Source organism: Staphylococcus sp. GDX8P54P (genome assembly GCF_017893165.1).
Lineage (GTDB): Bacteria > Bacillota > Bacilli > Staphylococcales > Staphylococcaceae > Staphylococcus > Staphylococcus borealis.
Map to the genome: position 1 here is coordinate 241,753 of NZ_JAESMM010000010.1, position 14,747 is coordinate 256,499.

The 14,747-nt window shown below is 35.7% G+C and carries 13 protein-coding genes and 1 riboswitch; of the genes, 6 read left to right on the forward strand and 7 right to left on the reverse strand.

Annotated features, from left to right (window positions below; all coding sequences use genetic code 11):
- The first annotated feature begins 26 nt into the window (after positions 1-26).
- Entirely contained in the window at positions 27-1,808 is a 1,782-nt protein-coding gene (locus tag KA909_RS05295; RefSeq protein ID WP_193838963.1) for a cation:proton antiporter, read from the forward strand.
- Positions 1,809-1,917: 109 nt separating this feature from the next.
- Here KA909_RS05295 and KA909_RS05300 read toward each other — a convergent pair whose 3' ends face one another.
- From KA909_RS05300 to KA909_RS05330, 7 genes are all read right to left on the reverse strand, one after another.
- Positions 1,918-3,882, reverse strand: coding sequence for a fructose-1,6-bisphosphatase (locus KA909_RS05300; RefSeq protein WP_075108143.1), 1,965 nt, complete (start codon positions 3,880-3,882; stop codon positions 1,918-1,920).
- A gap of 184 nt (positions 3,883-4,066) precedes the next feature.
- A complete protein-coding gene (gene uptA, locus KA909_RS05305; RefSeq protein WP_053028787.1) occupies positions 4,067-4,681 on the reverse strand; it encodes an undecaprenyl phosphate transporter UptA in 615 nt (204 codons plus the stop codon).
- A gap of 189 nt (positions 4,682-4,870) precedes the next feature.
- The gene (locus KA909_RS05310; RefSeq protein ID WP_193838964.1) at positions 4,871-5,869 is read right to left on the reverse strand and encodes a ThiF family adenylyltransferase; all 999 of its coding nucleotides are present in this window, start codon (positions 5,867-5,869) and stop codon (positions 4,871-4,873) included.
- Positions 5,869-6,636, reverse strand: coding sequence for a thiazole synthase (locus KA909_RS05315; RefSeq protein WP_053028785.1), 768 nt, complete (start codon positions 6,634-6,636; stop codon positions 5,869-5,871). The genes KA909_RS05310 and KA909_RS05315 overlap by 1 nt, the downstream gene beginning before the upstream one ends.
- 1 nt (position 6,637) lies before the next feature.
- A complete protein-coding gene (thiS, locus tag KA909_RS05320; RefSeq protein ID WP_053028784.1) occupies positions 6,638-6,838 on the reverse strand; it encodes a sulfur carrier protein ThiS in 201 nt (66 codons plus the stop codon).
- Positions 6,822-7,937, reverse strand: coding sequence for a glycine oxidase ThiO (gene thiO / locus KA909_RS05325; protein WP_210130023.1), 1,116 nt, complete (start codon positions 7,935-7,937; stop codon positions 6,822-6,824). The genes thiS and thiO overlap by 17 nt, the downstream gene beginning before the upstream one ends.
- Positions 7,930-8,520 (reverse strand): thiamine phosphate synthase, encoded by a 591-nt coding sequence (locus KA909_RS05330; protein ID WP_075108213.1) that lies wholly within the window; start codon positions 8,518-8,520, stop codon positions 7,930-7,932. The genes thiO and KA909_RS05330 overlap by 8 nt, the downstream gene beginning before the upstream one ends.
- Positions 8,521-8,585: 65 nt before the next feature.
- A riboswitch (TPP riboswitch) is annotated at positions 8,586-8,695 on the reverse strand.
- Positions 8,696-9,283: 588 nt separating this feature from the next.
- Here KA909_RS05330 and KA909_RS05335 point away from each other — a divergent pair.
- The 5 genes from KA909_RS05335 to KA909_RS05355 all read left to right on the forward strand — a co-directional run bounded on the left by KA909_RS05335 (position 9,284) and on the right by KA909_RS05355 (position 14,744).
- Positions 9,284-10,564 carry a pyruvate MFS transporter gene (locus tag KA909_RS05335; protein WP_193838966.1) on the forward strand — a complete coding sequence of 427 codons (1,281 nt, stop codon included), beginning with the start codon at positions 9,284-9,286 and terminating at the stop codon, positions 10,562-10,564.
- Positions 10,565-10,991: 427 nt separating this feature from the next.
- The gene (locus KA909_RS05340; protein ID WP_075108140.1) at positions 10,992-11,276 is read left to right on the forward strand and encodes a putative quinol monooxygenase; all 285 of its coding nucleotides are present in this window, start codon (positions 10,992-10,994) and stop codon (positions 11,274-11,276) included.
- Positions 11,277-11,442: 166 nt separating this feature from the next.
- The gene (locus KA909_RS05345; RefSeq protein ID WP_210130024.1) at positions 11,443-13,380 is read left to right on the forward strand and encodes an FUSC family protein; all 1,938 of its coding nucleotides are present in this window, start codon (positions 11,443-11,445) and stop codon (positions 13,378-13,380) included.
- Positions 13,381-13,451: 71 nt separating this feature from the next.
- On the forward strand, positions 13,452-13,874 hold the full coding sequence (locus KA909_RS05350) for a DUF2188 domain-containing protein (RefSeq protein ID WP_193838968.1): 423 nt from the start codon (positions 13,452-13,454) through the stop codon (positions 13,872-13,874).
- A 168-nt stretch (positions 13,875-14,042) separates the two neighbouring features.
- The gene (locus KA909_RS05355; RefSeq protein ID WP_053028777.1) at positions 14,043-14,744 is read left to right on the forward strand and encodes a GTP pyrophosphokinase; all 702 of its coding nucleotides are present in this window, start codon (positions 14,043-14,045) and stop codon (positions 14,742-14,744) included.
- Positions 14,745-14,747: the final 3 nt, after the last annotated feature.

A 14,747-nucleotide genomic window follows, 5' to 3' on the forward strand; every position in this document is an offset into this window, starting at 1 on the left:
TGATTCTTATTGAGGAAGGTGTAGGTATGTCATTAGATTTACCTGTTATGTTAATCATTGTGCTATTTTTAGCGTTAGGTATATTTAGCCAATGGTTAGCGACGCAAATTAAGTGGCCATCCATTGTAGTGATGTCGATTGTCGGCTTACTCATTGGGCCAATCTTGGGACTGGCAAACCCTCAAGAAACATTGGGGGCTGAGGTCTTTAGTCCTATCGTGTCATTAGCTGTAGCGGTAATCCTATTCGAAGGCAGTAGTAATTTGGATTTTCGTGAATTAAAAGGCATTTCTAAAGCGGTTATTCGAATTATTACCATCGGCGCAGCTATCGCTTGGGTACTCGGTGCGCTTGCATTACATAAAATTTTAGATTTCCCAATTGCTGTAGCGGTTGTAATGGGCGGGTTATTTTTAATTACTGGCCCAACTGTGATTCAGCCATTGCTAAAGCAAGCGAAAGTGCGTAAGAGCGTAGATTCTATTTTAAGATGGGAAAGCATTATCTTAGATCCTATTGGTCCTATACTCGCATTAACTGCGTTTTATATTTATCAAATATTTGAACAGGGCTTCGGTGTTCAAGTCATTTTAATTTTCATTTTGAAAATTATAGCAACAGCCATTATCGGCTTTGGCGCATCATTCATTTTCAATTGGCTAATCCAACGTGATTTCATCCCGCAGAATTTAATGCCTTCGATTCAGTTAGTGTTTATTCTGTTAGTATTCAGTATTTGTGATCAAATATTACAAGAATCTGGCCTATTAGCCGTAACAATTTTTGGTTTAATGATGGCGCGTTATAAGAGACATGATTTAATTTACAAGGAGTCAGATCATTTCATTGAAAATGCATCCTCTATTCTTGTATCGACTGTCTTTATTTTAATTACATCTTCATTAACATCATCGGTATTAATGGATGTTTTATCATGGCAATTAGTAGTCTTTGCGATTGCAATGATTGTCTTGGTACGTCCGATATCAGTCTTAGTATCAACGATAGGTACAGAAATCACGAAGAGAGAACGTGCGATTGTTGCTTTAATGGCACCACGAGGGATTGTCGTTTTAACTGTTGCGCAATTCTTTAGTGGGTTATTTCTAGATAACCATGCTAGAATGGCGAGTTATATTACGCCTGTAACCTTTGGCCTTGTTTTTATTACGGTAGTTATATATGGATTTAGCTTTATTCCTTTAAGTAAGTTGTTTGGCCTAGCAAGTACTGAACCACCAGGTGTCATCATTGTTGGTGAAAGTGAATTCTCATTCCACTTAGGTACAAAACTGCGTGAACATGATATACCGGTTATGGTATTTAATCTATTTGAGAATACATCAGATAAAGCGGAAGAACTTGGCTTTGAGGTGTTTAAAGGGAATCTATTATCAAGTAGTGATCGAATATATGCAGATTTAATTCGTTACAATAAATGTTTATTAATGACCAAGTCATTTATTTTTAATAGTTTAGCTTTTAATGAGTTGGTACCGGAGTTCGGCTTGAATCATGTGAGTATGATGCCTGTGTCCTTTACTGACGAACAAGCACGTAATAATTTAAATGGACCGCTGCGCAATCACATTTTATTTGATGAATCACATAGTCCAAGATGGTTTGATAATACGATTGCCAATAAAAATATTGTTGAAGTATCTGCGGAAGCATACGATAACATTACTGATAATGATATGATTATTTATCATATTGATGATAGTAGCGTGGTGTCATTTAATAAGAGTACTAAACCGATACCGCAATATGAACATGGGGTATACGGCATCTTAAGAGATGTATATTAGAAAAGGATTATGATGAGTTTTTAAATAATGCTTAAAAGGGAGTGAGACAATGAATTTAAAACAAATTCTGTCCCACTCCCATAATTTTGTATATCAGTCTAGTCAAATGTTAGTTCAAATATCTATCGTGCATTAATAATTTTAAGATGCGGATTTGTTCTTGGAGTACTTTACCATCGTTGGTATCTCTAATTTTTTTGCGTTGTAATTCTTCATCAACCACTCGACGAACAGATAATTCATCTGCGCCATCTGATAATACTTTATCTCTTGAATCGAAATGTTGATGAGCGACTAATTGCATGCCGAATGAATTGTACAGTAATGTATAGCCAGCAATACCAGTTGTTTTTTGATATGCTTTCGAGAAACCACCGTCGATCACTAACATTTTGCCATCTGCTTTAATAGGGTCTTCACCATCTATTTCTTTTACAGGTGTATGACCATTGATGATTCTACCTTCATCTGGATTAAGGCCAAAGTCTTTTAACATTTTACGAATCATATCCACATCTTCTCGTAAATAGTAATATGGATTTTTAGGCTCTTTATGCGAAGCTTTGTCTTCGATAAAGTAACGTTCGAATGTTGTCATGGCCCTTTTACCAAATAAAGAACTATATTTACCAGTCCATAGATACCATACTAAATCAGTAGATAAATCATCTGTTATATCTTTGTAATCGTAGGCGTAACGTACATGTCTTTCAAAGACATCTAATAGGTCACGTCCTTTATGTTGTTCACCTTCAATTTCAAACGACTCCATTTCTCCGTGTTCATCAACAGGTATACAGCCATGGATGAGTAAATTACCGTTATATGGAAGGTAAAGTTTGCCTTTCTTCATCAAGAAGGACATGTGACGTTTTAATTTCTCAGATTGTTGGAATGAAAGCAACAATTTATTCATTACTTCTTCTTCTTCAGGTAATAATTTACCAGGATCTTCTGGGTCTACGGTACTGAAACATGTATCTTTTAAAGGATATGTTTTCCCATAAATGGTGATTTCATTTGTATCATAGTTAATCTGTTCCAAGACTAGTCGATCTTCCATTTCAAAGCTAGGACGACGTTTAATGATTGGCATTTCTAGTTTGAATTGAATCATCGCAATCGCTTGATGGATTTTAGTGATTTGACTCTCTTCAAGTTTAGATAATCCAACTGGTTTATCAGGACGTTTCTTCGGTTTGAATGATGGATTATTGCCGCTATAATGTTCTTCTGCAAGTGTTAATAGCGGACGTAAATTAATGCCATAAGCATCTTCAATGATGTCTAAATTGTCATAGCGTGCACATATACGAAGTAGGTTAGCTAAACAGACTTTAGAACCTGCATAGGCACCAATCCATAAAACATCATGGTTCCCCCATTGAATATCAACAGAGTGATAGTTGATTAACGTGTCCATAATCTTATCAGGTTGCGGACCACGGTCATAAATATCTCCAACCACATGTAAATGGTCAACGACAAGACGTTGAATACTATAGGATAATCCAATAATTAAATCATCTGATTGCTCTAACTCGATAATTTGATTTACCAATGTTTCATAGTAGGATTTCTTATTGTTAAATTCGTTATTTTTATAAAGTAGTTCTTCAACAATATATGTATATTCTTTAGGCAATGCTTTACGTAATTTTGAACGTGTATATTTTGATGAACAATAGGTAATCAAATCAATTAATTGTTCAATTGTAGTGATATACCAAACATTTAATTTACCTTTTGAGTCGAAATTATTTTTAACGAGTTTTAATTTTTCTTCAGGATAATAGACAAGCGCAGCCAAGTCATCAATTTCTTTTTGAGATAACTTTTTAGCATAAAGGTCATTAATTTTAGAACGAACGTTACCAGAGCCATTACGCAATACATGTTGGAACGATTCATATTCACCGTGAAGGTCACTGACGAAATGTTCTGTGCCTTTTGGTAATTCTAAAATCGACTCTAAATTGACGATTTCTGTTGCCAGCTTTTCAGGGCTATCAAATTGTTGTGATAATAAATCTAAATACTTCTCTCGTAATTCACTTTCAGTCGTTTGTGTCATCGTATTTCACTCCTGTTTGGAATTGATATTCATTGTAGATAGTTTATAAAACCGCTTACATTAATTATCTTTAAAACGCATCACTTTTTCAATGGTGATGCTTAAAATGTCAGAATTAATTCTTAAAATACGACTGTTTAATAAAAAAGCCTCAGTCACCAATGGATTCTGAGGCTTTCACATATTACTTAACGCGGTTTCTATTTTTAAAGAATATTCTATAAAGCACGTAAAGAACTGCAAGAATAATAATCACGTACATAATGTATGAGTATGTGTGTAAACCGGCCATTAAAGCGTCGAAACTACCACTTAACATACGACCGAGTAAGATTAAGGCAAAGTTCCAAATTGTCGTACCTAATAATGATAAGACGACGAACGTAACGACATTCATTTTATTAATACCAGCTGGGATTGTGATGAGTACACGTAATACTGGGATAAAGCGACATAGCAGTACAGCCCATGCGCCATAACGTTTAAACCAATCATTAGCGCGCTTAACATCTTTACCTTTCAGCTTAAACCATTTACCATGTTTGTCTACAAAACGATAAATACTGTCTTCATTAATTAAACGGCAAAGATAATACAAGATGAGTAACCCGATAAATGATGCGATTGTTGAAATTAAGAATAGGAATGGTATAGATAAACCAGATTTAACCGACATCAAACCAGCAAACGTAAGTATAATTTCAGAAGGGACTACAGGTAATACATTCTCCAATAAGATAAGAATGAATATGGCTGTATAACCCCATTTACTAATAAAATCAGTAATTAATTGTTCCATTTATATATAAGAACTCCTTTTAGAAGCGTTCGAGACAACACAACGCAATAACTGCGAAAGCCATCTACGGCGTCGAAATCATCTCGATCACATTAATTTTTACCATTTGATTTCAAAAATAAAAAATTCATAGTAAATTCATTATAATAAAATTTACTATGAATTGCTTGTATAAACTAATGACAACCGTTATTTCATTGCTTTTAAATAGTGTTGATAGAGTTGCGTTGCCTCTTCATCATCTTCGACACCATAGACATTCATACGGCCATCTTTAAATAAAGTGATTTCGTAATGGTCATCTTTAATTAATTTTGCGAAAGACGTGGCCTTCACAAGCGTTCCAGGAAGATGATGTGCATGTTGAAAGACATTAGGCTGATATCGGAAAAGGTAGGTACGGCCACATAAACTTTCAATATGGTGTTGTTGTTTTGTTTCTAAGAGTGAATAGTGTCGATTGGCACATACGTCACAAGCATGGTCTTGTAATATATCGACGTTCATCGCTTTGTAATCGATCTGCCATGTATCAATCGTAATTAATTTCTTTGAAAAGCCTTCCCCTGATAAGTAACGTAGCACTTCAGAAACTTCGTAACTCGCCACTTGTGAAATAATAGGAGGTAAAACACCGTTAATCGCACAACTCTCACCACTGGATGGCATGTGTTTTAAAAGACATTTTAGGCAAGGACCTTTGAAATCAATACCATAAACGGTTCCTTTATTGCCAACAGCTGCACCATAAACCCAAGGGATTTGGTGCTTATGACATACTTCATTTATAAGGTAGCGTATTTTGAAATGGTCCATGCCATCAATGATGATATCGGGTTTAACGTCGGTGATAATATCTTCAATATTAGATGAAGTGATTTCTTGATAATACGTTTGTACATCTACATGATGATTGATGTCTGCGATATGTTGTTGAACAGCATGTACTTTAGGCACCATATTGAATGCATCTGCCTCAGTGTACAATGCTTGTCGATGTAAATTAGATGTTTCAACAATATCCATATCAACAATTGCGATGTGATGTGCACCCATACGAGCAAGAAGTTCAGCAACATGACTACCTAATGCGCCGGCACCTAAAATAAGCAACGTTGCATCCGATAAAGCATGTTGGCCATGCGCACCAAACGGTGAAAATCTCATTTGCCGATTGTATCGTTGCATTATAAGAATCCTAAACCTTCAGTTGGGCTTGATGCTTGGGCAGTGTATTTCACTGGAATTCGTCCTGCTTCATAAGATAAGCGACCAGCGTGAATGCCTAACTTCATTGCTTCTGCCATTTTCACAGGGTCTTTCGCACCTGATACTGCCGTATTTAAAAGGATGCCATCAGCACCTAATTCCATCGCATGACATGCATCTTTAGGTGAACCAATACCTGCATCAACAATAACTGGTACATTTGAATTCTTAATAATGTAGCTCAAATTCAGTTGATTATTAATGCCACGACCTGTTCCAATAGGTGAGGCTAACGGCATAACGGCGTGCACACCTAAATCTTCTAAACGTTTAGCTAAGACAACATCGTTAGAAATGTAAGGACATACAATATAACCTCGTTCAAGTAATACTTTACAAGCTTCGTAAGTTTCGAAAGGATCAGGTAATAATGTTTCATCATCACCTATAACTTCTACTTTAATCATGTCACATACACCCGCATGTTTAGCGATTTCTGCAATACGAATTGCTTCTTCAGCTGTTTTAGCGCCAGCAGTATTTGGAAAAGTGATAAAGTCTTTTAAATTAATATTTGCAAGTGGGTTAGGTAAATTTTTATCATACAGGTTCATACGTCTAACTGCGAACGTAAGTACATTTGTTTCCGAAGCTTTAATCGCTTTAGTTTGGATGTCTTCATTTTCAAATTTCCCTGTACCTAATAACAAACGAGAGTGTAATTCTAAATTGCCAATTTTAAACATTTTATCCGCCTCCAACAAATTCTAATAGTTCTAATTGATCATCTTCACGCACAGTGTGTTGATGATAATCATCTTGCTTAATCAATGTTTTATTATGTTCAACAATGACACGTTGTGGGTCTAACTCAAGTGATTCGAGCACTTGATGGATCGATTGTTCCGAGTCGAACGTGAACGTGTCACCATTAATGATACATTTCATGATTTAACCTCCTTGAGACATTAAAAGATTTATATTGAGCTGGTTTGATACCAGTTAATAGCCAATTTGCGATGTCACGTCCGATCACAGGAGATAATAAAATACCATTACGATAGTGACCGGTAATCATATATAAGCCATCATCAATTTGGTCCATAATTGGCAGTTCACTCTCTGTGTACGGACGTACGCCAGACCATTGTTTGAGTACACGTGCGTTTGCAAGTTCAGGAATACGTGCTGTTGCATAATGTTTCAACCAGGAAATGCCTTGCGTTGTATTACCTACTGAATAATTATCAAATTCACTCGTAGCACCAATTAAATAACGGTTGGGTTGTTTTGGCACAACATAACATCCATTGGTCGTAAATACCGTTTGATTTAAATGTAAATTATCGTGTTCCACAAGTAGGACTTCACCTTTAACGCCAACAACCTCACGTGGTAGTTGATACTGCTTTAATAGTTGAGATGACCATGCACCACCTGCAACGATAACCTTTTTAGCATATAAATCACCTTTAGATGATGCGATTTGATAGTAGCCATTCAGACGATGAATGTCAGTAACATCTGTATTAAAGTAGCGCGTAATGTGACGTTGTTGCAGAGATTTAAACAATGCTTTCGTATAATGATTCGCATTGATTTGTCCATCATTTGGGATATAAATAGCCATGTCTGCTGCAGAGACATTACCATTCGTTAAATCGGCGAAGTCATTGTCTGAGAGCGCAACAACATTGTGATCTAATGCGTGTAGGAATTGATATTGTGCACGTAAATGGGCTACATCACTAGGTTGATTCGCAATTTTAATTAATCCAGATGCTTGATATTGAATATCAATGCCCGTTTCATCTTGTAAAGATTGGCATAATTCAGGAAAGAGGTCTCGCGACTCGAGTGCAAGTCGAAATAAATCACTATCTTCTGTAAATTCATTCTGAGCACCTAACATGCCACCAGCTTTATAGGATGCATGTTTACCAGGTATATCTCGGTCAACGATTGCGATGTCGAGATGCGTGTGACTAAGGTGTCTTGCAATGGACATTCCGATGACACCAGAACCAATAATAAGAACGTCATGCATCTTTCAACCACTCCTTTCGTAGATGTTGAATTTGTTGTAAAGATGCGTTCATAAAGTATGAGATTGCACAAATACCTGCAAAGCCAGGCGGCAGTTGATGTATCGTATCTTCCGTCATACCACCTATGGCATAAATCGGGATAGGCACGTGCAAAACATCGTTGATTTCGGACGATGTTCTAGGTTGCTGATTTGGCTTAGAAGCGGTTGGAAATATATGACCATAAAAGACATAATCCAAGTGATGTCGATAAGCCTGTTTAACAGTGTCAACCGAGTGCGTTGACATGCTAACCTGCACCTCTGGATGGTGTTCTTTATAGTGGAATGCCAACGTGTCCATCTCGCGACAATGTAAACGTGTAAGATTTAGCGCTTCTAATAATTCGACATCGCTATGGACAATGATTTTATCTCTAGGGAATCCAGCAACGATTAATCTGCTGAGAAAAGAACGCAACTCATCTCTAGACATAGGGGTACGAAAGAGTAAACCATCAATCCCCTCACTAATATCAAGAAAATGTTGTAAATCTGACGCTGTTAAATGTTTGTAAGTTGTTATCGCTATAAAGATGGCTATCACTCCTAATAAATGAAAAAAACGCTATCTCCTTCGTAGGAAATAGCGTTGGTCTATATAGAACGTTATTTAGCAAGCCACTTTCCTACGCCAGTGCAAACTGGATCAGGTTCCAGGAATTATAAAGTTCTTTCTTTACTCTCAGCCTTAAACAAAGGCACTTCCAGTGGATAAATTATCTATTTAATTTTTAATAATTATGATTCACGTTTGATTTCAAATTTATTCTACAATTTTTTCGAATAGAGTTCAAATTTTAATAGGAAGAGCAAGGGACATCAATCATATAATGATCCTATTTCACCAATTCTCAGTAGCTGACTGAACGGAGAAGGCGCTTAAATTAAGCTTTTGTCGGTTCTAGTCATCCTTGGGAGTGGGGCCCACCACAAAGAATGACATTACGACATTCTACAAACACAGCAAGCTGGAAGTCGGGGCCCCAACACAAAAAATCACGAAAGTGATTTTACAAGCTAAGCAAGCTGGGAGTGGACAATGAATGTGAAAAGAATGCTGCGCCACTCCCAAATGACGCAATTAGTGAATAAAGTAACGAACGATGTACAATTTAATAAAAGAACTTTTAAATAAGATATTGAAAACGATTTCAAAACCTGGTAATATAAATAAAAATAAATGCTAAAAACCCTATGATGGTAAGGATTATAAGGGAGTTATTTTTGTATAATAGGGAGTCTTGTGAGTATATTAGACAACATATTTAGAATCAACAAATTAGAGGAAGTAGGAAAAAGAGGTTATGGTACAAAGACAAAAGAAAAGTAGTGTTCGTTGGTTTTTTGCATTAGCATTTTTTATTATAGGTGTAATCGCCTATATGGATAGATCCAACATTTCGTATATTGCCCCGCAAATGATGGAAGATTTACATATGACAAAACAACAATTTGGTCTATTAGCTTCATTCTTCTCGTTAGGTTATGCTTTAATGCAAGTACCTTCAGGTATGCTAGCTGAGAAATTCGGACCACGTAAGATGATTACAATTGCTTTAGTATGGTGGAGTGCTTTCACCATTTTAACAGGTATGATTAAACATCACGGTTTATTATATTTAGTTCGTTTCTTATTCGGTATCGGGGAAGCGCCTATGTATCCATCAAACGCCGTGTTTAATGCAAACTGGTTCTCTAAAGATGAGAAAGGTAGAGCATCAAGTATGTTACTTGCTGGTTCATATTTTGGGCCTGTATTAGCACCTGTCATTACAATTGCTATTGTAAACGCATTTAACTGGCAAGCAGTATTTTATATCTTTGGTGTGGCAGGTATCTTAATTGCAATATTATGGGGAATTATTGCGAAAGATTTACCTGAACAACATCGTATGGTTAATGACGCAGAGAAACATTTCATTATGGAGAATCGTGACCTTGTTCAAACAACGAAATCATTACCACCATGGAATCAATTCTTCCGTCGTATTAGTTTCTATGCGATTGCAGGTCAATACTTTGTAGTACAATTTGTTATTTCATTATTCTTAATTTGGTTACCAACGTACTTAACTGAACAATATCATGTAGAATTTAAAGACATGGCGATTAGTTCATTACCTTGGTTCATTATGTTTATTTTAATTTTATCTGCTGGTGCGATTTCAGATAAAATTTTACGCAGTGGTCAATCAAGATTTATTTCAAGAGGTTTGATTGCTATTGTAGGTTTCATCGTATTTGCAGTTTCAATTTTCTTTGCAGTACATACTGATAATTTATATGTAACTATTTTCTGGTTATCACTTGGTTTAGGTGGTATGGGCGTATCAATGGGTATGAGCTGGGCTGCAGCGAATGACATTGGTAGAAACTTCGCAGGTACTGTATCTGGTTGGATGAACTTATGGGGTAACATTGGTGCGTTATTAAGTCCATTCTTAGCTGGTGCATTAGTAGCATCACTTGGTTGGACAATGACTTTCCAATTGCTAATTATTCCAGCAGTTATCGCAGCAATTTTATGGTTATTTGTATCACCAGATAAACCATTGATTAAAGATGAAAGTCGTGAATTAAAATAATTTTATATAAACTAGGGCATTATGCCTAGATAAATAGTCGAGACTGGGACATAAATAATATAATTAAGCTATTTTGCAATTACGCAGTAGCTGACTGAACTGAGAAGGCGCTTAAATCAAGCTTTTCTCAGTTTTAGTCATCCTTGCGGGCGGGGCCCCAGCAAAGAGAATTTCATCAAGAAATTCTACAAGTAAAGCAAGTTGGGAGTCGGGGCCCCAACAAAGAGAATTTCATCAAGAAATTCTACAAACAAAGCAAGCTGGGAGTCGGGGCCCCAACAAAGAGAATTTCACTAAGAAATTCTACAAGCAAAGAAAGTTGGGAGTGAGACGACGAATTTAAAAAGAATTCTGTCCCACTCCCTGTTTTATATGTGTGGAAGTGGTAAGATGATAGTGAATAAATCACAAATTGAGGGTGAAATGTATGATTATTATTAATGCAAAACTTAAAGTAAGTGAAGAACATCGTGCTGCTTATTTAGATTTAATGACGAATTTAGTCAAACATGCACGTGAAGAAGAAGGTAATACATTTTATAGTCACTATGAAGATGTAAGTGAACGTAATACGTTCGTAGTTGTAGAGAACTATAAAGATCAAGCTGCTGTTGAAGCACACAATCATTCAGATCATTTTAAAGTGTTTAGTGAAAATATCGGTAACTATATTACAGAAAAACCAGTGATCGACGTAGCTGAAGTAAAATAATTAAAGTTAATTTCATAACGTAAACATTACTAAGGTAGGATAAGAAGTCAATTGTGAAGCGATGATTTCAATCCTACCTTTTTATTATTTGAACAATCACTATCATATAAACGAATAAAAAGTGTTATCATTGAATATGTATGTTTTATAGAAAGGAAAGATAACATTGGGAAATGTTTTAAAATCACTTATCACATTTGATACAAGTAAAGTTGACCCGATGAAAGGTATCAGACAGGGCTTGTTATTAATAATCCCAGCTCTATTAGGTTATTTCCTAGGTAATTTCGCACTAGGATTGCTCGTGTCAACTGGGACATTGGCACATATTTATGTGTTCAAAAGCTCACCACGTTCAATGATTAGAACAGTTATCTTATGTTCACTCTCATTTGCCGTATGTATGATACTGGGAACACTTACGGTTACTGAACCGATTCTATATGGTGTGACATTATTATTAGTTACGGTCATTCCTTATTATATCTTCAGTGCATTGAAGATAGCTGGACCGTCTTCAACTTTCTTCCTTGTAACATTTTGTTTACCGAGCAACTTGCCAGTAGCACCAAATGAAGCACTGTACCGCGGTGTTGCCATTCTTATTGGTGGTGCGATTGCTACATTTGTAGTTATTTTGACAATCCTTTTCCAAAAGCAAAAGATTGAAAATAGAGCAATTAATGCTGACTTTAACATGATTAAAGAATTAATGCACAATTATAACGATGTTGACAAGTTTAAAGAGAGTGCCAAAGCAGCAGTAACACAATTCAAGAACTCTGATGAATTGTTAATCACTGCAACAGCTGGGGCTGATCAAAAATTAAGTCCACGCTTCCAAAGATTGTTATTGCTACATACCTCAGCACAAGGTTTGTATTCAGAGCTATTGGAATTACATGAAAAAGGTATACGCCCAATTCCAAATGAATTAGTTGAAATGATGGACGTTGCAATACGCAATGCATATCGCACATCAGCAGCACGAGAAAAATGGACGAAAGAAGTCAATGTTGATGAAGTGTTTGACGATTTATGGCAATATATCTTGAAAATCGATGAAATTACAAACTTAGATTCTAACCAAATTGAACATGAAGCGAGTGTTCGTAAGCCACTTTACAGTCAACGTATCATTCATAATTTAACGTTAGATTCTATCGTATTTCGGAATACTTTGATTTATGCCGTAATTATGGCAGTGGCCATTTTTATTTCATTAGCATTTAATATCCAAAAATCTTACTGGATTCCATTAACGGCGCATACCATCTTATTAGGTATGACAACACGACGCATGTTAGACCGTTCTGTAGCCCGTGGCTTAGGTACCATCTTAGGTACACTCGTATTATCAGCAATACTATATTTCAATCCACACTTGGTTATCGCAGTCATCATTATGGGTCTTGCGGCAATGGTTACTGAAACATTTGTAGGTTCTAACTATGCCTTTGCGGTAATCTTTATTACAATCCAAGTTATATTATTAAATGGTTTAGCATCAGATAACCTGTCCATTTCAATTGCCTATACATGCATCTTTGATGTATTGATTGGTATTGCCATCGCAGTTGTTGGGATCTTACTTATTAATCGACAAACAGCATCCGCCATGTTACCACGAACGATTGCAGAAGTGGTTCGTAAAGAAGCCGTTATCTTCCAATATTTATTCTCAGAAAATCATTACCAAGATGATTTACGTGAAAGAGATGAAAGCTTAGCTTTATCAGTGAAAATGAGTAACATGACACAAATTAATAATTCAGCAAGTGGTGAATTATTCTCAAATCAAGAAGTGATTCGTTATTATTATCCAAGTATCTTCACATTAGAAGAAATTAACTTTATGTTAATGCGTGCAATGCAAGATCATCAACGTCAACGTATTTCTGATCATCAAATGGGAGAATACCTTGTTACCTTTGAGAACTTAGCGAAACATTTCGAACTTCAAAGCAGACTTGAAATTAATGAACTTTCCGATTTACCGCAATATAATTACATTAAATCGGCATTAATGCGACTGCAAAATAATTGTGTGCATACACGTAAAGATATTAATGAAGTTGAAGATGGAGCTGCAATTAAAGCATAATATCATCATCGAGTTTCACTTTTGGTGATAGTGGTAAAGCTAACTATCAATTAAAAAAGGAGATTGATACCATGCCTTGGACGATGGACGATTATCCGAATACGTGGAAGTACTTTGATGAATTAGAACGAAAAAAAGCCATCGATATTGGTAATGCAATGTTGAAAGATGGCTATAAAGAAGGCGATGTTATACCGATTGCAACACAACAAGCTAAAGATTGGTATAAAGATGCATCGAAAGCAGCGCTTGATGAATTAAAGCACAAGCATGTCACACAACACCAAAAGGATCAATCAGCGAATCCAAAACTCAATGACAAAAATGTACATGTATATTTTGAAGATGACGAATGGAAAGTGAAAACAGAAGGGGCGAAACAAGCGTCCGATACTTTTGAGAAGAAAGCAGACGCCACGAAACGCGCGCAAGCTATTGCTGATAATCGTGGTACGACAGTCATTGAACATAAAAAAAGTGAATCATCGCAATAAAATCAATGCACGAGGCTGAAACAATGCGTTCAAACAGAATGCTGTTTCAACGTCGTGCGTTTTCATTATCAATTGAAAGTTCTAAAATAATCTGCAATAAAAGAGTATTATTTTTAGTTTATTTTGTAATTCGATATAATAAACAGTGATGATTAAGGAGGAAATACTATGTATGTAGAAAGAAAACCATCATTGTATATAGAAGAATTACGAAGTGAATTTAAAGATAACTTACATCATTTCAAAGATGGAGATGAAGCCTTTGATAGATTAATTGGTTTCGTAGAACTCGATCATTTATACGCCTCAGCCTTAAAAGAAATCAGCACCAAATTAGATATTCTCGATGACAACTTTAACTATGTTTATAAACATAATCCGATTCATCACATGGAACGACGTGTAAAAGAAATGAATAGTCTAATTAAAAAACTACATCGTAAGCAAGTCGAAATTAGTGCAGAAAGTGCGCGTAAACATATTCTTGATATTGCGGGAATTCGTGTCGTTTGTAACTATTTAGAAGATATATATGTCATTGAGAAGATGCTCCTAAAACAAGAAGACGTTAAACTTCTCAAACGTAAAGATTATATTAAAAATCCGAAAGAAAATGGGTATCGTAGTTTACATATCGTTGTGACAATTCCCGTATTCTTATCCAATAAAGTGGAAACATTACCTGTAGAGATTCAAATTAGAACCATTGGCATGGATATGTGGGCAAGTTTAGAACATAAAATTCGTTATAAAAATAACGCTAATACAGAAGATTATAGCGATATGTTAAAAGACTGTGCCCTTGAAATTTCAGATGTAGAATCTAAAATGCAATCCATTCATTCTGCGATTTCAGATAATAATGAATAACGT

Bases quoted from the DNA above. Each gene is read 5' to 3' on its own strand.
- KA909_RS05295 (WP_193838963.1), top strand. From the start codon at position 27: ATGTCATTAGATTTACCTGTTATGTTAATCATTGTGCTATTTTTAGCG.
- KA909_RS05300 (WP_075108143.1), bottom strand. From the start codon at position 3,882: ATGACACAAACGACTGAAAGTGAATTACGAGAGAAGTATTTAGATTTA.
- uptA (WP_053028787.1), bottom strand. From the start codon at position 4,681: ATGGAACAATTAATTACTGATTTTATTAGTAAATGGGGTTATACAGCC.
- KA909_RS05310 (WP_193838964.1), bottom strand. From the start codon at position 5,869: ATGCAACGATACAATCGGCAAATGAGATTTTCACCGTTTGGTGCGCAT.
- KA909_RS05315 (WP_053028785.1), bottom strand. From the start codon at position 6,636: ATGTTTAAAATTGGCAATTTAGAATTACACTCTCGTTTGTTATTAGGT.
- thiS (WP_053028784.1), bottom strand. From the start codon at position 6,838: ATGAAATGTATCATTAATGGTGACACGTTCACGTTCGACTCGGAACAA.
- thiO (WP_210130023.1), bottom strand. From the start codon at position 7,937: ATGCATGACGTTCTTATTATTGGTTCTGGTGTCATCGGAATGTCCATT.
- KA909_RS05335 (WP_193838966.1), top strand. From the start codon at position 9,284: ATGGTACAAAGACAAAAGAAAAGTAGTGTTCGTTGGTTTTTTGCATTA.
- KA909_RS05340 (WP_075108140.1), top strand. From the start codon at position 10,992: ATGATTATTATTAATGCAAAACTTAAAGTAAGTGAAGAACATCGTGCT.
- KA909_RS05350 (WP_193838968.1), top strand. From the start codon at position 13,452: ATGCCTTGGACGATGGACGATTATCCGAATACGTGGAAGTACTTTGAT.
- KA909_RS05355 (WP_053028777.1), top strand. From the start codon at position 14,043: ATGTATGTAGAAAGAAAACCATCATTGTATATAGAAGAATTACGAAGT.